This is a genomic window from Streptomyces sp. NPDC018019 (genome assembly GCF_044327805.1).
GTDB lineage: Bacteria > Actinomycetota > Actinomycetes > Streptomycetales > Streptomycetaceae > Streptomyces.
Genome location: NZ_JBIRGD010000003.1, coordinates 115,885 through 137,377, shown reverse-complemented (window position 1 = coordinate 137,377; position 21,493 = coordinate 115,885). Strand labels below are relative to the sequence as shown.

23 protein-coding genes are annotated in these 21,493 nt (G+C 72.0%); 8 read left to right on the top strand and 15 right to left on the bottom strand.

The genetic code is table 11. The annotated features are described in order from the left end of the window. Positions 1-36: 36 nt before the first annotated feature. Positions 37-705 carry a methyltransferase gene (locus tag ACH4FX_RS06450; protein WP_398475763.1) on the bottom strand — a complete coding sequence of 223 codons (669 nt, stop codon included), beginning with the start codon at positions 703-705 and terminating at the stop codon, positions 37-39. Positions 706-759: 54 nt separating this feature from the next. Further along, complete coding sequence (locus ACH4FX_RS06445; protein WP_398475761.1) at positions 760-1,794, bottom strand: methyltransferase; 1,035 nt, start codon at positions 1,792-1,794, stop codon at positions 760-762. 272 nt (positions 1,795-2,066) lie between these two features. Between ACH4FX_RS06445 and ACH4FX_RS06440 the strand changes: the two genes are divergently transcribed. From ACH4FX_RS06440 to ACH4FX_RS06430, 3 genes are all read left to right on the top strand, one after another. Beyond that, on the top strand, positions 2,067-2,489 hold the full coding sequence (locus ACH4FX_RS06440) for an ester cyclase (protein WP_398475759.1): 423 nt from the start codon (positions 2,067-2,069) through the stop codon (positions 2,487-2,489). Between the two features lie 67 nt (positions 2,490-2,556). Then, entirely contained in the window at positions 2,557-3,474 is a 918-nt protein-coding gene (locus ACH4FX_RS06435) for a TIGR03619 family F420-dependent LLM class oxidoreductase (RefSeq protein ID WP_398475757.1), read from the top strand. A gap of 27 nt (positions 3,475-3,501) precedes the next feature. Beyond that, the gene (locus tag ACH4FX_RS06430) at positions 3,502-4,830 is read left to right on the top strand and encodes a glycosyltransferase (RefSeq protein WP_398475755.1); all 1,329 of its coding nucleotides are present in this window, start codon (positions 3,502-3,504) and stop codon (positions 4,828-4,830) included. Between the two features lie 23 nt (positions 4,831-4,853). Here ACH4FX_RS06430 and ACH4FX_RS06425 read toward each other — a convergent pair whose 3' ends face one another. The 3 genes from ACH4FX_RS06425 to ACH4FX_RS06415 are packed head-to-tail and all read right to left on the bottom strand — an operon-like array spanning position 4,854 to position 7,152. Beyond that, positions 4,854-5,672 carry an ABC transporter permease gene (locus ACH4FX_RS06425; RefSeq protein WP_398475753.1) on the bottom strand — a complete coding sequence of 273 codons (819 nt, stop codon included), beginning with the start codon at positions 5,670-5,672 and terminating at the stop codon, positions 4,854-4,856. Beyond that, on the bottom strand, positions 5,669-6,691 hold the full coding sequence (locus ACH4FX_RS06420) for an ABC transporter ATP-binding protein (protein WP_398475751.1): 1,023 nt from the start codon (positions 6,689-6,691) through the stop codon (positions 5,669-5,671). Before ACH4FX_RS06420 ends, ACH4FX_RS06425 begins: the two co-directional genes overlap by 4 nt. Next, on the bottom strand, positions 6,688-7,152 hold the full coding sequence (locus tag ACH4FX_RS06415; RefSeq protein ID WP_398475749.1) for a MarR family winged helix-turn-helix transcriptional regulator: 465 nt from the start codon (positions 7,150-7,152) through the stop codon (positions 6,688-6,690). Before ACH4FX_RS06415 ends, ACH4FX_RS06420 begins: the two co-directional genes overlap by 4 nt. 75 nt (positions 7,153-7,227) lie before the next feature. Between ACH4FX_RS06415 and ACH4FX_RS06410 the strand changes: the two genes are divergently transcribed. Further along, positions 7,228-8,061, top strand: coding sequence for an NAD(P)H-binding protein (locus ACH4FX_RS06410; RefSeq protein ID WP_398475747.1), 834 nt, complete (start codon positions 7,228-7,230; stop codon positions 8,059-8,061). Between the two features lie 69 nt (positions 8,062-8,130). Here the strand turns inward: ACH4FX_RS06410 and ACH4FX_RS06405 are convergent, their stop codons facing one another. Continuing rightward, positions 8,131-9,342, bottom strand: a complete 1,212-nt coding sequence (locus ACH4FX_RS06405) for a cytochrome P450 (RefSeq protein WP_398475745.1) — start codon at positions 9,340-9,342, stop codon at positions 8,131-8,133. A gap of 215 nt (positions 9,343-9,557) precedes the next feature. On the opposite strand from ACH4FX_RS06405, the gene ACH4FX_RS06400 reads away from it, so the two are divergent. From ACH4FX_RS06400 to rfbB, 4 genes are read left to right on the top strand one after another with little or no spacing between them, the layout of a single operon-like run. Continuing rightward, a complete protein-coding gene (locus ACH4FX_RS06400; protein WP_398475743.1) occupies positions 9,558-10,220 on the top strand; it encodes a class I SAM-dependent methyltransferase in 663 nt (220 codons plus the stop codon). A gap of 37 nt (positions 10,221-10,257) precedes the next feature. After that, positions 10,258-11,352, top strand: a complete 1,095-nt coding sequence (locus ACH4FX_RS06395) for a ketoacyl-ACP synthase III family protein (RefSeq protein ID WP_398475741.1) — start codon at positions 10,258-10,260, stop codon at positions 11,350-11,352. Beyond that, entirely contained in the window at positions 11,349-12,419 is a 1,071-nt protein-coding gene (locus ACH4FX_RS06390; RefSeq protein ID WP_398475739.1) for a glucose-1-phosphate thymidylyltransferase, read from the top strand. The genes ACH4FX_RS06395 and ACH4FX_RS06390 overlap by 4 nt, the downstream gene beginning before the upstream one ends. Then, a complete protein-coding gene (gene rfbB / locus ACH4FX_RS06385; RefSeq protein WP_398475737.1) occupies positions 12,416-13,423 on the top strand; it encodes a dTDP-glucose 4,6-dehydratase in 1,008 nt (335 codons plus the stop codon). Before ACH4FX_RS06390 ends, rfbB begins: the two co-directional genes overlap by 4 nt. A 68-nt stretch (positions 13,424-13,491) precedes the next feature. Here rfbB and ACH4FX_RS06380 read toward each other — a convergent pair whose 3' ends face one another. The 9 genes from ACH4FX_RS06380 to ACH4FX_RS06340 all read right to left on the bottom strand — a co-directional run bounded on the left by ACH4FX_RS06380 (position 13,492) and on the right by ACH4FX_RS06340 (position 21,472). Then, a complete protein-coding gene (locus tag ACH4FX_RS06380) occupies positions 13,492-14,727 on the bottom strand; it encodes a TrmH family RNA methyltransferase (RefSeq protein WP_398475735.1) in 1,236 nt (411 codons plus the stop codon). A 58-nt stretch (positions 14,728-14,785) separates the two neighbouring features. Beyond that, positions 14,786-15,445: a response regulator gene (locus tag ACH4FX_RS06375; protein ID WP_398475733.1), complete on the bottom strand. Its 660-nt coding sequence runs from the start codon at positions 15,443-15,445 to the stop codon at positions 14,786-14,788. A 334-nt stretch (positions 15,446-15,779) separates the two neighbouring features. Next, the gene (locus ACH4FX_RS06370; protein WP_398475732.1) at positions 15,780-16,544 is read right to left on the bottom strand and encodes an NAD-dependent epimerase/dehydratase family protein; all 765 of its coding nucleotides are present in this window, start codon (positions 16,542-16,544) and stop codon (positions 15,780-15,782) included. Next, positions 16,544-17,581 (bottom strand): Gfo/Idh/MocA family protein, encoded by a 1,038-nt coding sequence (locus ACH4FX_RS06365; protein ID WP_398475730.1) that lies wholly within the window; start codon positions 17,579-17,581, stop codon positions 16,544-16,546. Before ACH4FX_RS06365 ends, ACH4FX_RS06370 begins: the two co-directional genes overlap by 1 nt. Next, entirely contained in the window at positions 17,559-18,950 is a 1,392-nt protein-coding gene (locus ACH4FX_RS06360; RefSeq protein ID WP_398475728.1) for an NDP-hexose 2,3-dehydratase family protein, read from the bottom strand. The genes ACH4FX_RS06365 and ACH4FX_RS06360 overlap by 23 nt, the downstream gene beginning before the upstream one ends. Before the next feature lie 35 nt (positions 18,951-18,985). Continuing rightward, on the bottom strand, positions 18,986-19,444 hold the full coding sequence (locus ACH4FX_RS06355) for a hypothetical protein (RefSeq protein ID WP_398475726.1): 459 nt from the start codon (positions 19,442-19,444) through the stop codon (positions 18,986-18,988). A 17-nt stretch (positions 19,445-19,461) separates the two neighbouring features. Then, entirely contained in the window at positions 19,462-19,896 is a 435-nt protein-coding gene (locus tag ACH4FX_RS06350) for a holo-ACP synthase (protein WP_398475725.1), read from the bottom strand. A 35-nt stretch (positions 19,897-19,931) separates the two neighbouring features. Beyond that, positions 19,932-20,189, bottom strand: coding sequence for an acyl carrier protein (locus tag ACH4FX_RS06345; protein ID WP_398475723.1), 258 nt, complete (start codon positions 20,187-20,189; stop codon positions 19,932-19,934). After that, positions 20,186-21,472: a beta-ketoacyl-[acyl-carrier-protein] synthase family protein gene (locus tag ACH4FX_RS06340; protein ID WP_398475721.1), complete on the bottom strand. Its 1,287-nt coding sequence runs from the start codon at positions 21,470-21,472 to the stop codon at positions 20,186-20,188. Before ACH4FX_RS06340 ends, ACH4FX_RS06345 begins: the two co-directional genes overlap by 4 nt. Positions 21,473-21,493 lie beyond the last annotated feature (21 nt).

Sequence of the window (21,493 nt, the reverse complement as noted above, 5' to 3'; positions counted from 1 at the left end):
CGGGTGGCGTACGGCCTGGACTCGGGCACGGATCGGTCACCCGGCGGTGGCCTCGAAGAGCGCGATACAGCCCCGGACGCGGATCTGGACGTCGGTGAGGTGTTCGTGCAGGACCCACCGCAGGTCCGCGAGACTGTCGCGGGCGTTGTTGAGGATGCCCCGCTCGTTGTGGTTGCGCAGCATCGCCCGTGCGGCCGGGTTCAGGTGCACCCCCTCGGCCAGAACGGTGCTGCCGAAGACCCGGCCGCCGGCGCGCGCAGCGGTGACGGCGTTCTTCACCACGGCCTCCTTGGCCCGCAGGCTGCCGCCGGGCAGGCAGTGCAGCAGGAGATTCATGCCGACCGAGTCGAACGCCCCCTCGGGCACCGGCAGCGGCTCCAGCACGTTGGCCCGGTGCGTCGTGGGACGGTGGCGCGCCAGCCTGCGTGCGGCGTGGGCGAGCGCGTCGGGGTTGAGGTCGAGCAGGTCGATGGCGGGGTGCGGCACCGGAAAGCGGCCGCGGTCGAGGAAGTGGCCGGTGCCGACGCCGAGTTCGAGGTGCCGCGCGCCGAGGTTCCGTTCGTGCAGGCGCAGCATCGCGCCCGGTGGGCACCGCCAGACCAGAGAGCTGGTGAGCCGCAGGACCAGGAGGTCGTAGAACTTCAGGACCCGTGCCGAGTAGACCTCCTGGCCGGCCAGCACCCCGGCGTCGTCGTCCGTCGTCATCGCCCTCTCCTTCTCTTCGCGCGGTGGGCCGTGGGCGTGTCGCCGTACGCCGGGTCAGGCGGGCTTACGGGCGACGACGATGGTGTCCGTGGCCGCCAGCGGGCGGACGGCGACGACCTCGAAGCCGGCCCGCTCCAGCCACCGGCGGCAGTCGGCCGGCGTGTACTCGCTGCCGATCCTGGAGACGAGGGCCATGCCGAGGCTGCCCAGCAGGCTGAGCGCCTTGGTGTTCCGGTTGTCGTCGATCATGCGGTCGTAGATGAACAGGCTGCCGCCGGGGCTGAGGGCGGCGTAGGCCCGGTCGATGAGGTCCTGGCGCTGGTCCAGGTCGCGTCCGTGCAGGATGTGCCCGAAGATGAACGCGTCCGACGCCGGCAGCGGGTCGTGCACGAAGTCGGCGCTGTGGAAAGCGACCCGGTCGGCGAGGCCGGCCTCCCCCACGCGCTCGTCGAAGAGGGGCTGGACGCCGGGGAGGTCCATGCAGGTGGCGGAGAGCTGCGGGTGCGCGGACACCAGCCGTGCGGCCAGATCGCCCCGGGCGCCGCCGACGTCGGTCAGTGTGGCGCAGGCGCTCCAGTCGGCCAGTTCTTCGAGCGTCGCCGCGATGTCGGCGTTGAAGGCGTCCATCGCGTCCATGAACTTCCGCGCGGCCTCCGGGCGCTGGTAGAGGCCCTCGAAGAAATTGCTGCCGGCGGGGATCTGCGGCTCGCCGGTGCGCAGGGTGTCGGTGAGCTTGCCCCATACCGGGTACAGCGAGGCGCTGCCCATCTCGGCGAACCCGCCGACGTAACCGTCCCGGCCGCGTACCAGGAAACGCTCCGCGAGGGCGGAGTTGGCGTACCGGCCGTCCTCGCGGGTGAGCAGGCGGAGCGCCACCAGCGAGTCGAGGAAGTCCTGCGAGGTACGGGGGTGCAGCCCGAGCTTTTCCTCCAGCAGCGAGCGGTCCGCGCCGCCGTCCGCCAGCGCGGTGAACACCCCCAGTTCGAGGGCGCTCATCAGCGCCCGGGACCCGTAGAAGGCCATCGCCAGCTCGATGACGGGGAGCGGGTCCGGCTCCGCCGTGGCCGTGCTCGCGGGGCTTGTGGACATGGGTGACCTCCGGGGTCGGCGAAGAGGGAGAAAGTGCTGCGGCGCATTCGTTCACGGCGCCGGCGCATTCGCACTGTGCAATTCGCCGTCGCGTACTGTCAATCATTTTGCCGACACCGGTAATTGAGTGCGGCGGGGTTTGTCGCGTCACCGCCGTCCGGTTGCGGCAAACCCGCACCGGCGCGCGGCACACCCCACTGCCGGTACGGAGCGGTTCGGTAATTACATGCTGCGGCAGAGGAATTTCCAGGGCAATAGGAGACTGATTTTTCATGGCCACCGCGAAGGAACTCTGGGACGCGGTCTGGACGGCGGTCGAGGCCGGGCGCATCGACGAGCTGGACGAACTCTTCGCACCCGATGCGGTATTCCGTACCTCGACCACCGAGGGAACCGGCCGGGACTACGCGAAGGGCGTCCTCACCCGGCATGTTGCCGCCTACCCGGACCTGCGCCGGGAAGTGGTCTCCGAGGTGGTGGCGGCCGACGGTTCGGCGATCGCCGTGGAGCTGTTCTTCACCGGAACGCACAGCGGTGCCCTGGTGCACCCCAACGGGCAGCGGATCGAGCCGACCGGCAAGCAGCTGCGCTGGCGGGCCGTGGACCGGGTGGAGGTGGCGGACGGGCTGATCACCGGCTGGAGCGCGGTCTTCGACCGGCTGAGCCTGATGCAGCAGCTCGGGCTCCAGCCCTGACCTCGGACGACGCACCCGGTGCCCGGAGAACACGACAGACGCGACAACGGAAGGGAGCACCGTCACGATGCGGGTAGGTCTGGCGCTGCCGCAGTACGGGGCGTTCGCCGACGGCCGGAGTCTGACCCGGTTGGCGCGGGCTGCCGAGCAGGCCGGTTTTGACAGCCTTTGGGTGGGGGACCGTGCCCTGGTCCCGGTCGAACCGCGGAGCCTGTACTCGACCCCCGAGGGGCCCGGTCCCGTACCGCGCGAGTACCGGGGCTTCCTCGACCCGGTCAGCGTCCTGGGGGCGGTGGCGGCGGTCACCGAACGGGTGCGGCTGGGCACCAATGTGCTGGTGGCGCCCTGGTACACACCGGTGCTGCTCGCCAGGACGCTCGCCTCGCTGGACCGGCTCAGTGACGGGCGGCTCGACATCGGGCTCGGCCTGGGCTGGTCGCGGGACGAGTACGAGGCCCTGGGCGTGCCGTGGCGCGGGCGGGGCGCCAGGACCGACGAACTCCTGGACGCGCTGGACGCCCTGTGGGGCGAGAACCCCGTGCAGCACAAGGGCGAGTTGTGGACGGTACCGCCGTCCCACGTGGAGCTGGGCCCTGTCCAGCGGCCCCGGCCGCCGCTGTATTTCGCGGCCTTCCATCCGTCCGCGCTGGAGCGGGTCGGGCGGCGGGCCGACGGCTGGCTGCCGGCGGACCTGCCCGTACCGGTGCTGGGGCACATGTGGTCCGCGGTACGGCAGGCCGCCGACCGGGCCGGCCGCGACCCGGACGGGCTGCGGATGATCCTGCGGACCAACCCGGTACTCACCGCGGACGCCTCGCCGCGGCACCCGGCCGGCAACACCGTCGCCTCGGTGGCCGACTACCTGCGTGCGGGCGCCGAGGCGGGAGCGGACGAGGCCCTCGTCGATCTCCAGATGACCGCGTCGTCCCCGGACGAGTTCCTGGACCTGGCCGGGATGCTCCTCGAACGGCTGCGAGCCGGCTGACCGCCGGCACCGATGGGAGAACGCCGCGTGCGCGTACTGTTCGCCGTCTCGGCCTGGCCGGGGCACTACTACCCGATGGTCCCCCTCGCCCGGGCCCTGCAACGGTCCGGGCACCCGGTGCGGTTCCTGTGCGACGCCTCGCAGTCCGGTGCGCTGTCGCGGGCCGGCCTGAGTGCCGCGCCCGTCCTGTCCTCGATGGACATGCTCGTCAAGGCGCGGATGGGCGCTCTGCTGAGCGCGTACGAAGGTGCCTGGCCGTACGCGTCGCCGCCGCTGCACCCCGACACCGGTGAAGTGCTCGCCGGTACCGGGGCGTTCGACTTCGCCGCGTGGTGGGGGCGCACCGAACCCGCCCTGACGCGGCTGCACCGGGCGAGCACCGACGCGGCGGCGGACTTCGCCCGCGCCTGGGAGCCGGACCTGGTGCTGCACGACCTGATGAGCGCGGAGGGTCCGCTCGTCGCGGCCCTCGCGGCGGTGCCCGCCGTGCTGCACCTGTGGGGGCCGGTCGGTCCCGCGGACCGGTGGGGGGCGATCGGCTGCGCTCCGGAGAGCCGCGACAGGCGGTTCCTTCCCCAGGACCTCAGCGGGGCGTTCGAACGGTACGGTCTCCCGGCGTCCGCCGGGGACACCGGTCGCATCGTCGCCGATCCCTGCCCGGCGCCGCTCGACCGGCCCGCAGACCCCGGTGTCCTGCGGCTCCCGGCCCGGTACACGCCGTACAACGGGCCGGGAACCTTCTCCCGTTCCGCCGTGCCCCGCTCCGGCCGACCGCGGATCTGCGTGGTCTGGGGCCGCTCCGTACACCGGGTCTTCGGTCCGGATTCGCTGCGCGTTCCGGCCGTACTACAGGCTGCCGGTGAACTCGGCGCGGAGGTACTGCTCCTGGCGGGCCGGGAGGAGCTGGCCGCGTGCGGGCCCCTGCCGCCGTGGGTGCACCCGCTGGAAGAGGCACCGCTGCACCAGGTCCTCGACGGCTGTGCTGCCGTGGTCCACTACGCCGGCGGCGGCAGCGCGATGACGGCGGTGGCCGCCGGGGTGCCGCAGCTGTGCCTGCCCTGCGGTTACGACCAGCCCCTGGTGGCGGAGCGGCTGGCGGCGGCCGGTGCCGCGATCAGCGTGCCGAACCACACCGCTGCGCCGGACACCGTCCGTACCGCTCTCGGCTCGCTGCTCGGCGAGGAGTCGTACCGCACCGCGGCACTGCGGCTGCGGGAGCGGAACGCCGCGCTGCCCTCACCCACCGATCTCGCGGAGCGGCTGGTCGCGCTGGCGTCGGACGCCGCTCCGGCGCCGGGTGCCGGCCCTGGGCAGGACACCGGCCTCCCGGCGCCCTGCCGCGGCACCCCGCCGTGAGGCCGGCCGCACCGCCGTCCTGTTCAGTCCAGGGCCCGGCGACGGAATCCGCGCACTCCCAGGGCGGCGAGGGCGATGCCCACGGCCACCAGCACCCCGGTGCACACGCCGAGCGGTATGTGAGGAACCCCGGGCACCAGCGCACCGCGCAGCCCCTCGCTCTGGTACGTCATCGGATTGAGGGCCGTCACCACCTGGAACCAGCGCATGCCGTCCAGGGAAGGCCACGGGTACTGGATGCCGCCGGTGAACATCAGCGGCGTCAGGATCAGCGCGAACATGATGTTCACCCGCTGCGGCGGGAGGGCGGTGCCGAGGATCAGGCCGATGGCCCCGCCGGCCCAGCTTCCCAGTACGAGGAAGAGCAGCAGCCAGGGCAGGCCCGCGGCGCGCCAGGGCGCCGATCCCGCGACGAGTGCGCCGAGCGGGTACATGAGCAGCGCGGCGAACACCCCGCGAAGGGTCGCCATCACCATCTTCTCCACCGCCAGCAGGCGGAGCGGGATGGGCGCCAGCAGCCGGTCCTCGATCTCCTTGGTGTAGCCGAACTCCATGATCAGCGGGAGCGCGACCGTCTGGAACGCCGCGACGAAGCCGGTCAGGGAGATGACGCCGGGCAGCAGGACGTCGACGAAGTCCTCGCCGACATAGTTCATGGCGCCCAGCACCTTGACGAAGACGAACAGCATGAACAGCGGCTGCACCGTCACCTGGCACAGGAACACACCGAGTTCGCGCCGGGTGGTGACGAACAGGTCGCGGCTCAGGACGGCGAGGAAGACCTTCGCGGGCCCCGGAACCGCGCGCCCGGCCGGCACCGCTTCGGCAGTGGCGGTGGTCATCGCAGCCCCCTTCCGGTGAGGTGGATGAAGACGTCTTCGAGGGTCGGCTGCCCGACGCGGGTGCCGGTGAGCGCGGTGCCGCTGCCGGCCAGCAGCCGGGTCACCGGGACGAGCACCGCCGCGGGGTCCTCGGTGGTGTACAGCCGCAGGTCGGTGGCGGTGGCGGAGGCGTCCATGCACTCGACCCGCCGGACGCCCTCGATGCTGTCGAGGGCGGTGAGGAGACCGCCGGGGAGGCGGTCCTGGGGCGCGGCGACCGTGATGTCCAGTACGGCCTGCCCGGCCAGCTTCCGGGCGAGCGCCTCGGGGGTGTCCAGTGCGAGAATCCGGCCGTGGTCGACGATGGCGACCCGGTCGGACAGCTCGGCGGCCTCGTCCATGTCGTGCGTGGTCAGCACCACCGTCACCCCGCGGCAGCGCAGCTCTCTGACGCGGTCCCACACGAAGAGGCGGGCCTGCGGATCGAGGCCGGTGGAAGGCTCGTCGAGGAAGAGCACCTCGGGTTCGTGGATGAGCGCGCGGGCGATCATCAGCCGCTGTGCCATGCCGCCGGAGAAGAAGTCGACCCGGTCGTCGGCCCGGTCGGCGAGCCCGAAGGACTCCAGCAGCCGGTCGGCGCGGGCGATCCTCTCCTTGCGCGGTACGCCGTGGTACGCCGCGTGGAAGAGGAGGTTCTGGCGGGCGGAGAGCGAGCGGTCGAGGTTGTTGCGCTGCGGCACCACCCCGAGCCGGCTGCGGGCCCTGACGGACCGGGTGGTCACATCGACACCGCCGATCAGGACCGTACCGCTGGTGGCGACGGCGCGGGTGGTCAGGATGCCCAGTGTGGAGCTCTTGCCGGCGCCGTTCGGGCCGAGGAGGCCGAAGACCTCACCGCGTCCGACGGTGAACGACAGGCCGTCGACCGCGTTGACGGGGCGCTTGGGATACCGCTTGACCAGGTCGCGCACGACCACCGCGGGCTGCGGAGCGACGGGCGGCGGCATCGTGTCCGGCGGGCTGTCCAGTTCCTGTGTCAACGGGCCGGCTCCTCTCCGTGGTGCTGCGTGATGAGTTCGATCAGATACGTGCGGACGGCGGCGAGGGCGGCCTCGTCCCGCTCGGTGGCGGTGGGCGGGAACCGGGCGCGGATGTCCTCGCCGACCGCCCGGATGGCCTGCTCGCCGGCCGGCGTGAGCGCCAGCCGTACCTGCCGCCGGTCCTGTTCCGAGCGGCGTCTGCTGACCAGGCCGTCCCGTTCCAGGTTGTCCACCACGCCGGTGAGCGTCGACGGGTGGACCCAGCAGCGCCGGGCGATCTCCCGGTGCGTCGCCTCGCCCCGGGTGAGGACCATCAGGACATTGACCCCGGCGGCGGACAGGCCGTGCTGGCTGCTCGCCAGGCGGTCCCACGTGCGGCTGACCACATGGCCCGCGAGGGACACCAGATGCGGCAGGGCCGCTTGCTCCAGGTCGGAGCGGAGTGCGTCGTCGAGTGGCATGGCAGAAGCATAGGGGCCAAACAGTATGGTGCCAACTAGTTTGGTGCCTACCTTTTAAGAGAGAAAGGATGCGGAATGATCCTGGTGGTGGGTGCGACGGGCAACGTGGGGCGGTCACTGATCCGCGCACTGGCCCGGCGCGGCAGCGCGGTCCGCGCGCTGAGCAGGAACCCCTCGGCGGTGCCCCCGCTCGCCGGCGTGCAGGCGGTGGCCGGCGACCTCGACGACCGCGCGTCCCTGGAACCGGCCCTGCGCGCAGTGGACTCCGTCTTCCTCGCGACCCGGGCCTCCCGGCTGCCGGACCACGCGCAGCACCTCGTCACCGCCGCCGCGGCGAGCGGTGTGCGCCGGCTGGTGCTGCTGTCGTCGCTGAGCGTGGAGGGCGAACCGCCCGAGGCCATCGGACGCTGGCATGCCGCGGGCGAGCGCGCCGTCCGGGAGAGCGGCCTGTCCTGGACGATGCTGCGTGCGGGCGCCTTCATGTCGAACACCTTGGAATGGGCGGCCGGCATCCGCGCGGAAGGCGTGGTCAAAGGGCTGTACGGGAACGTGACCACGGCACCCGTCGCCCCGGAGGACCTCGCCGAGGTGGCCGCCCGCACCCTGACGGAGCCGGGTCACGAAGGACGCATACACCGCGTCACCGGAGCGCACCGCATCAGCGCCGCGGAACAGGCCCGCCTCATCGGCGAAGCGCTCGGCAGGCCGCTGCGCTTCGAGGAAGTGCCGCGGGAGGCGGCCCTGGAGCACTTCCGCTGGTGCGGCCCCGACGCGGCAGTCACGCTCGACGCCCTCCGGGACAGTGCGGCACCGTGGGCCCGTGCGGGGGACGCCGTACGGGAACTGACCGGCCGGCCGGCCCGTACCTTCCAGGACTGGCTGACCGGTCACGTGGACGATTTCCGCTGACCGGCCCGGCCGGCTTCCTTCCGCCGGTCCCCGGCCGCACCGCCGGCGCGCCCGGGGACCCGGGCCCGGTCACCACCGCACCGGCAGTTCCTCGACCCCGTACACGACAGCGTCCTCCCGGAACTTCAGCTTCTGGACCGGTACGGCCAGTTCGAGCCCCGGGAAGCGCCGCACCAGGGCCCGCAGGGCGATGGTCAGCTCGACCCTGGCCAGTTGCAGGCCGACGCACTGGTGCACGCCGTGGCCGAACGAGAGATGGGTGCCCCGCCTCCGGCCGGGGTCGAAGGCGTCCGGGCCGGTGAACCGCTCCGGGTCGCGGTTGGCCGCGGCCAGCGAGGCGATCACCGTCTCCCCCTGCCGGATCCGCACCCCGGCCGTCTCCACGTCCTCGGCGGCCGTACGGAACATGCCGAACTGGAAGACCGTGAGGTAGCGCAGCAGCTCGTCGACGACCCGCTCGGCGCCGTCCGGGTCGGCCCGCAGCGCGGCCAGCCGCTCCGGATGCTCCAGCAGCGTCAGCAGTCCCAGCGCGAGCATGCTCGCGGTGCTCTCGTGCCCGGCGACCAGCAGCAGGGTACCCATGCCCACCAACTCCTCGTCGCTGAGCGGCGGCTGCGCATCCGGCGCCGTGATCAGTTCACTGAGCAGGTCGTCCGCGGGCCGGGCCCGTTTGGCCACGACCAGGCGGTGGATGAACGCGCACACCTCGTCGCGCGCCGCGTCCACCTCCGCGTCGTCCTCCAGCGACAGCAGCGTCGAGGAGGTGCGCTGGAACTCCGCCACGTCCTCGTACGGAACCCCCAGGAGTTCACACACCACCAGTGAGGGGATCGGCAGGGCGAATTCCCGCACCACATCGACCGGACCGCCGCCGGTGGCCGCCATCGCCGCCAGGCGCTCCTCGACGATCTGCTCGATCCTCGGCAGCAGCTTCCGGATGCGCCGCGCCGAGAACCCGCCGTTCAGCAGCCGCCGGTAACGAGTGTGTTCCGGCGGATCCATCAGGATGAACATCCCCGGCGGCACCCGGGCCGGACCGCCGTCGCCGGCCGGTGCCACCCCGTGCGTGCGCGAACTGAACCGGGGGTCCGCCAGCACCGCGCGCACGTCCTCGTACCGGGTGAACAGCCACCCTTGTCCGCCGCCCGGGAGGGCGACGCGCGCCGGTGCGCCCGCTTTCCGTATCCGGCCGTATTCCTCCGGCGGGTCCAGCGGGCAGCGCCGTGCGGTCGGCAGGGAAACCACGCCCGCGGCCGGCGCATCCGTTTCGGTCTCAGACACTGTCAACTCCCTCGCGTCGGCACCGGAACAGTCCGGCCCTTTCTCGCACGCTAGGTCCTTGTGCGTACGCAGCGCGCCGCGGAAAAGGAGTGGTGCGGGATTCCGATACACACTGCGCGGTAATGCCGCAGGAATTCCCGGTGGCGCTTGACCGGGTCTGACCGGCAGCCGAAGACTTGCGATCTCCGACCCGTCGAATTGCCTAGGCAGGGACCATGAACGCCATCAGCAACACCGGGCAGGAAATCCGTGAGTACTACCTGAACTGCTACGAGACCACGGCGCCCGCAGGACAGCAGTGGACCACGGCCACCGCCGCCCCGGAACTCGTCTCCCTGGTGAGGTCCGGTGCACTGCCCCAGGGTGCCTCCGTGCTCGACATCGGCTGCGGCGTGGGATCGGAATCGGTGTACCTGGCGGGCGCAGGGTTCAAGGTGACCGCCGTCGACATCGCGCCGCAGGCCGTCGAGCGCGGGCGCGCGCTCGCCGAGGTGTACGGCTACTCCGTGGACTGGCACGTGGGCGATGTCCTCGATCTGCCGTTCGGCCAGGGCACGTTCGACGCCGTGACGGACCGCGGCTGCTTCCACTGCCTGCGCGCACACGAGCGCGAGCGGTTCGCCCAGGAGGTCGCCCGCATGCTGCGGCCGGGCGGTCTGTACGTCCTGCGCTGTGTCTCCAGCCAGCGCCCCGGCCAGGTGCGGCCGGACGACGCCAGTCACTTCGTGCGCACTTTCGGGGTGTCGAGCACCGAATTGTGGGAGGCGTTCGGCCCTCATTTCCAGGCGGAGCACATGGAACTCGGCAGCGCGTCCCCGGACGCGGACCCCTCGTCGCCGTACGGCTGGTACTGCCTGTGGCGCCGCCGCGCCGAGTGATCAGCGAAGCACGTTCCCGAGAGCCAGGAGCCTCCTCATGCGCTGGAAGCAGGAGTTGTACGTCTCCGGTGTCGGTACGGCGCTGCCGCCGCCGGTGGCCGCGGAGTCCGAGACGGCGGCCGGCCGGGTGACGCCGGAGCGCCGCGCCCAGCTCGGCTACCGGTCCGTCTGTGTATCACCGGACGAGGCGGCGGCCGATCTCGCGGTCCGGGCGGGCCGCTCGGCGGTGCGGCACGCGCGCACACCCGCTGCCGAGATCGGCCTCGTACTGCACAGCAGCCTGTGGTTCCAGGGCCTCGACATGTGGGCGGCGGCCAGCTATGTGGCCGCCGGCGCGGTCGGTGCCCACCCGGTGGCCTTCGATGTGCAGCAGCGTTCCAACGCCGGGCTCGGCACCCTGGAGATGGCCGCGGCATGGCTGACGGCCGGTCCTCCGGAAAGGCCGGCCGCCCTGCTCACCACCGGCGACCGGTTCGCCGCTCCCGCCATCGACCGCTGGAACTCGCAGGAGGTGTGCGCCTACGGTGACGGAGGCACGGCATTGCTGCTGTCCCGCCGGTCCGGCTTCGCACGGGTGCTCGCCACGGCGACCGTCGCCGACAACACGCTGGAGCCGGTCGGCCGCGGCGACGAGGCGTTCGCCGACGCCCCCGGCGGCAAGGCCCCCGTCCCGCTGCTCCGGCGCGCCGAACAGTACGCGGCGGCACCGGAGTCGGCCGGATCGGGCCAACGTCTGCTGAAGCTGCTGCGGCAGACGGCCGACCGCGTACTGGCGGACGCCGGAACCACCGCCGGCGGGCTCGCCCGTGCGGTACTGCCCGCCACCCGCAGGGGGAACGGCCGGCATGAGCTGCACGACCTGCTGGGCCTGCCCGAGTCCCGTACGACCTGGGGGTTCGGGCAGCACACCGGGCACCTGGGAACCGGCGACCAGTTCGCGGGACTGGCCCACCTCCTGGCGGAAGGGCGGCTCGTGCCCGGGGACCGGGTGCTGCTGTACGCGGGCGGAGCCGGCTACACCTGCACCGCCGCCGTCATCGAGATGACCGAGGTCCCTGAGCCCCCCGAGGTCCCTGCACTTCCCGGGGTCCCTGATGAGGTGTCCGCGGCACCCGGGGAGGGGGCGGTATGAAGGCACTGGTCCTGGCAGGTGGCGCCGGCACGCGGCTGCGCCCGATCACCCACACCTTCGCCAAGCAGCTGGTGCCGGTGGCGAACAAGCCGGTGCTCTTCTACGCGCTGGAGGCGATCGCCGCCGCGGGCATCACCGAAGCGGGCATCGTCGTCGGAGACACGGCCGGGGAGATCCGCCGGGCCGTCGGCGACGGCTCCCGGTTCGGGCTGCGGGTCACCTACCTCCCGCAGGACCGGCCGCGCGGACTCGCCCACGCGGTGCTCGTGGCACGTGACTTCCTGGGCGACGACGACTTCGTGATGTACCTCGGTGACGTCCTCGTCGGTGCGGGGATCACCGAACTCGTCGACGCCTTCCGCCGGCAGCGCCCCGACGCGATGCTGCTGCTGGCCCGGGTGGACGACCCCGGGGCCTTCGGCGTGGCCGAACTCGACGGTGACACGGGCCGGGTGACCGGCCTGGAGGAGAAGCCGCTCCTGCCCAAGAGCGACCAGGCCATCGCCGGCGTGTACGCCTTCAGTGCCGGTATCCACCAGGCCGTGCGCTCGCTCGTCCCGTCCGGGCGGGGCGAGCTGGAGATCACCGAAGCGGTCCAGTGGCTGATCGACCGGGGCCGGGACGTCGGTTCCCTGCCGGTGCGGGGCTTCTGGAAGGACACCGGGAACATCTCCGACATCCTGGAGGCCAACCGGCTGGCCCTGGAGAGCGTCGAGCCGCGGACCGACGGGGCCGTGGACACCGAGAGCCGGATCGTCGGCCGCGTCCGGATCGCCCCCGGCGCCAAGGTGTGCCGCTCCCGGATCGTGGGCCCGGCCGTCATCGGCCCGCACGCCTCGGTGGTCGATGCCTACGTCGGCCCGTACACCTCCCTGGCGGAGCACACCAGCGTCACCGGCAGCGGCATCGAATACTCGATCATGCTGAGCGGGGCCTCGCTGGACGGGGTGCACCGGGTCGAGGCGTCCCTCATCGGACACGACGCCGAGGTCACCCCCGCGCCCCGGGTGCCCGCCGCCCACCGCCTCTTCCTCGGCGACCACAGCAAGGTGCAGATCTGCTCATGACCACCGAGAACATTCTCGTGACGGGAGGTGCCGGCTTCATCGGCTCCCACTACGTCCGTACGCTCCTGGGCCCCGCGGGCCCGCCCGGCGTCCGGGTGACCGTGCTGGACAAGCTGACGTACGCGGGAGACCTCGCACGGCTGGCACCGGTACGGGACCATCCGCGCTTCACCTTCCACCGTGGCGATGTCACCGATGCGGCCCTGGTGGACGCCCTCGTCGGCACGCACGGCCAGATCGTGCACTTCGCCGCCGAGTCGCACGTGGACCGCTCCATCAGCTCCGCCGGTGCCTTCGTCCGCACCAACGTGCTGGGTACCCAGACCGTGCTCGACGCGGCACTGCGGCACGGGGCCGGGCGATTCGTCCATGTCTCCACGGACGAGGTGTACGGCTCGGTGGCGTCCGGATCGTGCACCGAGCACGCACAGCTGCGGCCGGCTTCGCCGTATGCGGCGTCCAAGGCGTCATCGGACCTGCTGGCGCTCGCCTGCCACCGCACGCACGGCCTCGACGTCCGGATCACCCGGGGGTCGAACACCTACGGGCCGTGGCAGCACCCCGAGAAGGCCGTGCCGCGCTTCGTCACCGAACTCCTCGCGGGCCGGAAGGTCCCCCTGTACGGCGACGGGCTCCAGGTGCGCAACTGGCTGCACCTGGACGACCACGTCCAGGGCATCGAACTGGTCCGTACCCGCGGCCGGTCCGGCGAGGTCTACAACATCGGCGGCGGAACCGACCTGAGCAACCTGCAACTCGCCCGGCTGCTGGTGGCACTGTGCGGTGCGGAGCCCGGCATGATCGAGCATGTCGCCGACCGGCCGGGCCACGACCGGCGCTACGCCATCGACATCACCAAGGCCCGTACGGAACTGGGCTACCGGTCCCGCCGGGAGTTCTCACAGGGGCTGGCCGAGACCGTCGCCTGGTACCGGGAGAGCCGGCGGCCCACCGGCGCCCGCGGCGGGCCGGGCGCAGCGGCCGTCGGTGCCGGTGACCGGTGAGCCGCGCCCGGCCCCGCCGCCACGGCTGTTCCGTTCCGGTCCCGCCGCCACGGCCGTTCCGGTGCGCGCTACGGCTGTTCCGGCCCGCCGCAGAGGCGGGAGGCATTGGCCTGGACGCGGCGCAGCATCGCGTGCAGCTGATCGCGCTCGTCCGGCGACAGTCCCGCGTGCAGCTCCGCCTCCACGCGTTCCTGGCAGGACCACATCGATGCCAGCGCCTGCTCACCGGCGCCGGTGATGGACACTGCGTCCGGCCCGGCCGCCTCCAGGTACCCGCGGTCCCTGAGCGGCCGCAGCACCTGCCCCAGCTCCTCCTCGCTCCCGGCCCCGAGGTCCCGGTGCAGTTCGGTGAGCGGGGTGGAGCGTTCGCAGGCGACGACCATGAGCGCGACCATCTGCCGGCCGTCGAGGTCGCCGATCTTGCTCAGCTCGGCGTCGAGTGCGGAGCGCACCAGGCGGGCGGTGACGTTGAGTTCGCGGCCGAGGGTGCCGCGGATGTGCTCGGTGAGCATGGTGAGGATCATTTTGGTCCGCAATTCGTAGATGCTGATGCCGGCGGCCACACCGACGTTGAGCGACTCGACACCGCCGGCCATCGGAATCTGGACGATCAGGTCGGCGGCGTCGAGCGTCTCGTCGCTGACCCCCGCCGTCTCGTTCCCGATGACCAGCGCGACGGGCCCGCCGCGCAGCGGCGCCATCGCCTGGAGGTGGCTGCCCCGGGGACTGGTCGCGACGACCTGGAAGCCGGACTCCTTGAGCTGTTTCACGGCGGCGGCAGGGGTGGCGAACCGGCGCACCCGGCTGGTCAGTACCGCGCCGCGGGCCGAGTCCAGGGTGCGGCGGGAGCCCAGGTCGGTCTGCTCGTCGGTCAGGACCACGTCCCGTACGCCCAGGGCCTGCGCCGAGCGCACCAGGGTTCCCAGGTTGCCCGGGTCGGCGATCCCCTCGCAGACCAGCGCGAAGTCGCTCCACTCGCCGTCCGGCGCGACCTCGGCGGGCAGCTCGGCGAGGGCGACCCAGGAGACGGGCTTGGAGCCGCCCACCGCCTTCGGCAGCAGACCGCTGCGGACGGGGTGGACGGGGACGCCCGCGGCGGCGAGGCCGGCTTCGAGGCCGGACTCGGACGCGTCGGCCGCGCGGAGCACGTACCGCAGCCGCGCCCCGCCGGCCAGGGCCTGACCGATGAGGCTGGCCCCCTCCAGCAGACACAGCCCCGCGGCGAGCCGGCCGGCCCGGGTCAGCAGCGTTCTCGCCTCGGCGATGCGTGGGTCCTTGATCGAGTCGATGATGTAGGTGCTCACCCGGGGATCCTTTCGCATCCGCGCAAGCGGCTGCCAACCGGCGCCGTCCGGTATCCGGTCACAGTACTTCCACCAGGCTGACCAGTTTTGCCTTCCGTGCGAACGCGCTCAACTGGCTCCGGTCGTGCAGCCCGGTTTTCATCTTGATGCTGGCCCGGTGGGTTTCCACCGTCCGCAGACTGACATGGATGCGGCTGGCGATCTGCATATTGGTCAGGCCCGCTCCTATCAGCGCGAGCACTTTCTGTTCCCGGGCGGTCAGTGCGGCCACGGCGCCGGTTTCCTTTCCGGACAGCACCCGTTGCCCCACCGTCGAGTCCAGATAGATGCCGCCGGACAGTACCGTGCCGACGGCGGACGAGAGCTGCTCCAGCGGTGCGCCTTTTCTTATGTAGCCGTGCACGCCGGCCTGCATGACTTTCTGGGCGATGGTCGAGTCCATGCATTCCGTCAGAACGAGGACCCGGGAGTGCGGGGAGCGGGCGGGAATGTCTTCCAATTCCGTGATGACCCACCGGTCCTGGAGATTGATGTCGACCACCAGGAGGCTGGGCCGCCACATCCGGACGGTCCGCTGGAGCTCCTCCGCGGTGGCCGCTTCCGCGGCCACGGCCAGCCCGCACTTCTCCAGTACCGACCGAACGCCGTGGCGTACCACGGGTTGATCGTCTGCCACCACTGCACCCTGAGCCGGCAAAGCGATCGTTTCGGCGGCCATCCTGTCCCCCAATCAATTCGAACCGAGCGGCTCTCTTCTGCCGAGAGTGCCGCTCGGTGCACGGAACGTGGGGGGAAATCATGGACGGCGGTACGGGCTTTACGCGGCCTGTGCCATGGAATGCGGCATGCGTCGACCAGCCTTGGTCCGGCGGTCCCCAGATGTTGATGTCCCCCGTGATTCGTGTGCGGTATCAGCTGCCACCGATGCCGCACTGACCTCGAACACCAATACAACAACATGCCCGGTCAGGCAGTAGCAAGTTTTGCGCGGGGCTCTTGGGGGAGACTTTACATGCCGTGGACGCGACAACTCCGCCTGAGTGATTGAACGTTCACCCGGCAGCGCCGTGGGCAACCTGGTCGTAACTTTGTGTGTAGCGCTCCAGTAGCCGCTCCGGGTAGTCCGCGCCGAAGTCGAAGGGCCAATTCGCGAGCAGTCGGCGGAGTTTCCGGATGGATATCGGCGCCCCGGACGCATTGGCCTGAACCAATTCTTTACGTGCCGTGACGCCCAGTCGCGCCTCCAGCCCGGCCACGATCCGCTCCACCGGGCAAAGAAACCCTGAAGCGACATTGACGACTTCATTGCGAATATTTTGTCGCAGCAGTGCCTCCAGCGCGGTGCGCACGTCGGCGACGTCGACGAGGTCCCGGGCGGCGCCCCTGTGGAGCGTCACCTGGCCCGCCCGGACCTGACGGACCAGCGACGGCAGCAGCTGATGCGCACGCTGTCCGGGGCCGACCACATGGCTGAGCCGCAGCACCAGCCAGTCCGGGGCCCCGGTGCGCACCTCCTCCTCCAGGGACAGTTTGTGCCTGCCGTATGCGTCGCGGGGGTGAGGGTCCAGCTCCTCAGCGGCGGGCTCGGCGGGCTGCCCGTAGAGGGAGGACGAGGCGCTGGAGAGGAAGACCAGGGTGCTGCCCCGCGCCCGGCAGCGGGCCAGCTCCGCCCGTACCAGTGCGGTCTCCCGCGCGTAGTCCGCGGGGTCGGCGGTCCGGGTGCTGGAGACCCCGGCGGCCAGCAGGGTGACGTGCGGGTGGCGGTCGGCGACGGGCGCCATGTACCGGGCGATGAAACCCCGGCCGACGATCTCCATCAGACCTCCACCCGCCGTGCGCACCGCCGGATCGCGTCGACCAGCTCCATCGTGCGTACGGCGTCCGCACCCCAGGCCGCCCGCTGCCGCGCCGCGGACCGACGCGCGTCCCGGTCCCGCTCCCGCCCGGCCCGGAGCACCGCCTCGGCGAAAGAGCCGACCGCGCCGGCGAACTGGTCGTCGGCGGGGACCCGTACCTCCTCCACGTCGGGCGGCGATGCCAGGCGCAGGACGGGGGACCAGGTGCCGGGCGGGGTGAACGCCCGGTCCAGTTCCAGGCGCGCGGCGCTGCCCCACAGCCGGTAGCCGGAGCCGTAGGCGTGCCCGAGACCGAAGGTGAGGGTCGCGGGCACACCGTCGGCGGACCGCATGAGGACGGTGCCCGCGACGTCCACCCCCAGGGCGCTGTCGTACCGCAGGACGGCGCCGACCGGCTCCAGGCCGCCGCCCAGGAACAGCTGCGCCGCTCGTACCGGGTACACCCCCACGTCCAGGAGGGCCCCGCCGGCCAGGTCACGGCGGTAGCGGATGTCCCCCGCGTCCAAGGGCGGGATGCAGAACGCCGCATGGAACTCCTCCAGGCGCCCCAGCCGGCCGCCGTCGAGGAGGGCGCGCGCCTCACGGTGCTGGCGGTGGTGCAGGAACGCGAAGTTCTCCCGGAGGGTCAGGTCCCGCTCCTCGGCGAGCGCCACCAGACGGGCCGCCTCGTCCGCCGTGGCCGCCATCGGCTTCTCCACCAGGACGTGTTTGCCGGCTTCCAGCGCGGCCGCCGCCCAGGAGTGGTGGAGACCGGTCGGCAGCGGGATGTAGACGGCGTCGATGTCCGTACGCTCAAGAAGCGCCCCGTGGTCCGGTACGGCCTCGCACCCCCACTCCCGTGCGAACGCCTCCGTCTTGTCCGGGTCCCGGCCGGACACGGCGACCACCGTGCACCGGGGGTCCTTGTCCAGGGCCGGCACCGTGCGCCGCCGGGCGATCGACGCCGTACCGAGAATCCCGAAGCGTACGGCCTGGTCACCGGTCCGTCGTGCCGTCACCGGACCTCCCGTCCGCATCCGCTTCCCCGTTCGTCAGCACGCTGTGCAGACAGGTGGTCAGGCTGCGCGCCTGTACGTTCACGTAGTTGCTGTGCCGCAGCAGTTCGCCGATCTGCCCGGGCGTCACCCACAGGAAACCGGGGGGCTCTTCGACGGGGTCCCGTGCGTCGGCCTCCACGATCAGATGCCGGGTCCTGGCATGAAGGAACCGGCCGCCCTCCTCCGAGAGCACCGTGTCGAACCGGACCCGGTCCGCGGGAGCCGTAAGGACCTCGCGGAGGAAGGGCGGCCACTGTGCCGGCGGCCGGTGCACATGGTCCTCGGGGACGCACTGGACCGTCGGGGCCAGCTCCGCCAGGTCGGGGAAGCCGGGCTCGGTCTGGGTCCTGGCCAGCACATGGGTCACGCCGTGGATGCGCCGCACCACGAACGCGACCACACCGGTGCCTCGCGGCGCGATCATGGGCTGGCGCCAGGCGGACACCTCCCGGCCGGGTGCCGCCACGTCCACCCCGACGATGTCGAAACCGCTGGCCCCGGCCGGAGAGAGGGACCACTCGTCGCGCTCCCAGCCGCGTACCGACGCGAGCGGTACCAGCCGCGACCGCACCGCCGCCTCGGCCCGCGCCTGTGTGATGCGGTGCAGGACCTCGGCGGTGGTGTGCAGCCCGGGCCCGGTGGCGGGCGGCGGCAGGCAGGCGAGCACCGACCTGGTGTCCATCTGCACGAGGTCGTCCTCCCGCAGCAGCCGGTGCAGCGCGCCCAGCGTGAGCCAGTGGAACCCGTCGGGCGGCTCACCGGCATCGGAAACGCGCACCACCATGTTCCGGTTGCGCTTGCGGTAGCACCACGCCCCGTGCTCGGACTGCAGCACGTCGACCAGGATGTGCCGCGGGTCGGCGTCCCGGAAGCGGTCCAGGTACGGGACCGCCGAACCGCCGTGCACGCCGGTGAAGTTGCTCCGGGTCGCCTGGACCGTCGGTGAGAGCTGTACACCGTTGCAGTTGCCCGGCTCGGTCTTCGCCTGGACGAGGAAGTGCGGGACTCCGTCGAAGTCCTGGGTCAGCAGCCCCAGTACGCCGACCTCCGGCTGGTGGATGACCGGCTGGGACCACTGTGGCACCGCACCGTCCCGGTGCGTCGACTCCAGCCCCTCGACGGTGAAGAAGCGGCCGCTTTCGTGGACGACGTTCCCGGACCGGGCATCGGTGCGCCACCCCGTCAGCTCGTCCAGACGGACCCGCCGGACCCGGTGGCTGTCGGTACGCCGCCGCTTGGCCAGCCACCGGCGGAAGCCGTCGAGCCGGTCCGTGGCCACCGCGGACGCCGGGAGCCGGGACGGCGGGGGCCCGGACTGCGGGATCGGCACGGTCGTTCTCCTTTCTTCCCCTCCCGCGGGCGGCGTCACCCCGCCAGGGCGACCTGCTCCTCGACGAACTGCACGGTGGCCTGAAGCGCCTTCTCGGTCCCCTGCTGGATGATGCCGGCCATGGTGGGGCCGTCCACCGTGGACTCCGGGGTCATCTCGAAGTCCTGGATGCAGCGGATGCTGGAGCCGTCCGCTTCCTCGCGGTAGACCCACAGCAGGTGTGCGTAGCGGAAGTTGGGGTTGCCCCAGCGGCGGGCGTACACCGTGTGATGGGCGGGGTCCATGATCCGCTCGACGAAGTAGGACCAGGAACGGCCGTCACGGTCCGGGGGTGTCTTCACCTGGAGCACGAGTGAATGGCGCGCCTCGTCCTGGGACACCAGGCGGTGGCCGTCGGGGGCGTGCCTGCGGTCGTTCTCCGGCGAGTTCGCCAGCTTCCACAAGGTCTCCAGAGGTGCCCGGACGTGGACCTTGTTCTCGATGTGCTCGGCCATGGATCTTCTTCTCCTTCTCATCGCCTGGGCTGTCGTACGTGCCGTACGCCCCGTGGTTCCGGCGCTCCGTCCGCGCCGGCGGTGAGGGCCAGGGCGCACACCATGAGCGCCTCGGGGCCGAGCCGCTGGGTACGCACCTGCCAGCGCGCGACCCCCAGGCCGGCGGCATGCCGGGCTGCCGCACCGTTCAGTGCGATCCGTACGCCCCGATCGCCGGACCCGGCCGCGCAATCGGCTTCGATGTCGGTCCACGCGAGGCCGGCGAGGCCGGTGCCCAGCGCCTTTCCGCAGGCTTCCTTGGCGCCGAAGCTGGTACCGAGGCGGACGGCGGGACAAGGGTCGCGGCGGACCTGCCCCAGCTCGGTCTCGCTGAGGAGCATCCGCAGCGAGCGGTCGGGGTACCGGCGCAGGAACCGGGCCATGCGCGACAGATCGACGATGTCGATGCCCACACCCGCCACTCCGGCCGGTTCCCGCGCCGGACCGGTCATCCCGCGGCCTGGGGAACGCCTTCCGCCGCCTGCCCGGCCTCCTCGACGAGCCGGCAGGCGTCGGCGACCGTGAGATCGTCGGCGAGCTCCAGTTTCACCTCGATCCCCAGGTCCCGCTGCAGTTGGAGGGAGACCTCGACCAGCTCCGTGGAGTCCAGCTCCAGGTCCCCCAGCAGCCGCGTGCCGGGCTCGACCTGTTCGCTTTCGAACCCCAGGGCGCAGATGGCCCGGTGGACTTCCGTGTAGTACTTCATGCGACCCTCCGGTCGTGCTCGTGGTCTTGCCGGTCGGTGGCCGTCAGCACCACGGCCACGTTCGTGCCCTCCCGGGAACGGGAGTGGACGACAGCGGTGCGGACGGCCCGGGGACGTGTCTCGGTCACGAGGTCGACGGCGCACCGCTCGTCGACCGTGCGGGTGCCCGGGGTGGGCGGCAGGGCGCCGTCCCTGATGGACAGGGCGGCGCAGGCGAGTTCGGTGGCGGCACTGGCGCCGTACTGATGGCCGTAACCGGCCTTGGGGACCGTCACGGGGACGCCGCCTTCCCCGAAGACGCCGGCGAGGGCACGTGCTTCGGTCGCATCACCCTGCGCGGAGCCGGCCCCTTCGGCGAAGACGACGTCGGTGTCCCCAGGGCCCCGGTCCGCGGCGCGCAGTGCAGCGGTGAGTGCCCGGGCGGGCCCGTCCGGGTCGTCCGGCGCGCTGGTGCGCTGCTCGGCGGCGGCCAGTTCGCCCAGGATGCGGGCCCCCCGGCGCAGCGCGTGCTCGCGTTCCTCCAGCACCAGCACGGTGGCGCCCTCGCCCAGCACCAGCCCGCCGCGCTCGCGGTCGAAGGGCAGGTAGCCGTCCTCGGGCGCGGCCGCCGAACTGAGGTCCCCGGTCGTGATGTGGGCCGCCACCCCCAGGCGGGTCAGCGGCGCTTCCGCGCCGCCGGCCAGGACGACGTCGTTGCGGCCCCGGCTGATGCTGCGCATCCCGTGCAGCAGTCCGCAGGCGCCACTGGCCCGGTCCGCCGCGAAGCTCTTGCTGAAGCCGCGGATACCGAAGCGGATGCTGACGAATCCCTGAGCCGCGGTGGGGAACCACGCGGTCGCCTGCCAGGGGTTGATCATCGTCGGGTGCTGTTCGTAGTACTCGCGGAAACCCCGCTCGCACAGCTCCCAGCCCCCGCTGTTGTTGCCGAAGCTGATGCCCGTACGGAACGGGTCGAGCCCCCCGTCGCCGGGCCCCCCGTCACCGAGGCCGGCGTCGGCCAGTGCCTGCCCGGAGGCGGCGATGGCGTAGTGCGCGAACAGGTCGCTCTTGACCACCAGCCGGCGCGGCACGTGGTCGGTGGCCTTGAAGCCGGCGATCTCGGCGGCGAGACGGACCGGCAGGCCGGCCGCGTCGAAGCGGCTGATCGCGCCGACGGCCGTCTTCTTCGCGAGCACGGCCTCCCAGAAGGTCTCCGTGCCGGTGGCGAGCGGGTTGACCACGCCGATGCCCGTGATCACCACGCGTCGGGCGGTGCGGGACGTCCCGCCGGGAGCGTTGCTCATGATTCTCCTGTCCTGCTGCTC

Excerpts from the sequence above, each read along its gene's own strand:
- ACH4FX_RS06410 (WP_398475747.1), top strand. The coding sequence starts at position 7,228 with ATGATCCTGGTGGTGGGTGCGACGGGCAACGTGGGGCGGTCACTGATC.
- ACH4FX_RS06435 (WP_398475757.1), top strand. The coding sequence starts at position 2,557 with ATGCGGGTAGGTCTGGCGCTGCCGCAGTACGGGGCGTTCGCCGACGGC.
- ACH4FX_RS06370 (WP_398475732.1), bottom strand. The coding sequence starts at position 16,544 with ATGGAGATCGTCGGCCGGGGTTTCATCGCCCGGTACATGGCGCCCGTC.
- ACH4FX_RS06345 (WP_398475723.1), bottom strand. The coding sequence starts at position 20,189 with ATGAAGTACTACACGGAAGTCCACCGGGCCATCTGCGCCCTGGGGTTC.
- ACH4FX_RS06400 (WP_398475743.1), top strand. The coding sequence starts at position 9,558 with ATGAACGCCATCAGCAACACCGGGCAGGAAATCCGTGAGTACTACCTG.
- ACH4FX_RS06375 (WP_398475733.1), bottom strand. The coding sequence starts at position 15,445 with ATGGCCGCCGAAACGATCGCTTTGCCGGCTCAGGGTGCAGTGGTGGCA.
- ACH4FX_RS06450 (WP_398475763.1), bottom strand. The coding sequence starts at position 705 with ATGACGACGGACGACGACGCCGGGGTGCTGGCCGGCCAGGAGGTCTAC.
- ACH4FX_RS06340 (WP_398475721.1), bottom strand. The coding sequence starts at position 21,472 with ATGAGCAACGCTCCCGGCGGGACGTCCCGCACCGCCCGACGCGTGGTG.
- rfbB (WP_398475737.1), top strand. The coding sequence starts at position 12,416 with ATGACCACCGAGAACATTCTCGTGACGGGAGGTGCCGGCTTCATCGGC.
- ACH4FX_RS06445 (WP_398475761.1), bottom strand. The coding sequence starts at position 1,794 with ATGTCCACAAGCCCCGCGAGCACGGCCACGGCGGAGCCGGACCCGCTC.
- ACH4FX_RS06355 (WP_398475726.1), bottom strand. The coding sequence starts at position 19,444 with ATGGCCGAGCACATCGAGAACAAGGTCCACGTCCGGGCACCTCTGGAG.
- ACH4FX_RS06425 (WP_398475753.1), bottom strand. The coding sequence starts at position 5,672 with ATGACCACCGCCACTGCCGAAGCGGTGCCGGCCGGGCGCGCGGTTCCG.
- ACH4FX_RS06440 (WP_398475759.1), top strand. The coding sequence starts at position 2,067 with ATGGCCACCGCGAAGGAACTCTGGGACGCGGTCTGGACGGCGGTCGAG.
- ACH4FX_RS06395 (WP_398475741.1), top strand. The coding sequence starts at position 10,258 with ATGCGCTGGAAGCAGGAGTTGTACGTCTCCGGTGTCGGTACGGCGCTG.
- ACH4FX_RS06415 (WP_398475749.1), bottom strand. The coding sequence starts at position 7,152 with ATGCCACTCGACGACGCACTCCGCTCCGACCTGGAGCAAGCGGCCCTG.
- ACH4FX_RS06390 (WP_398475739.1), top strand. The coding sequence starts at position 11,349 with ATGAAGGCACTGGTCCTGGCAGGTGGCGCCGGCACGCGGCTGCGCCCG.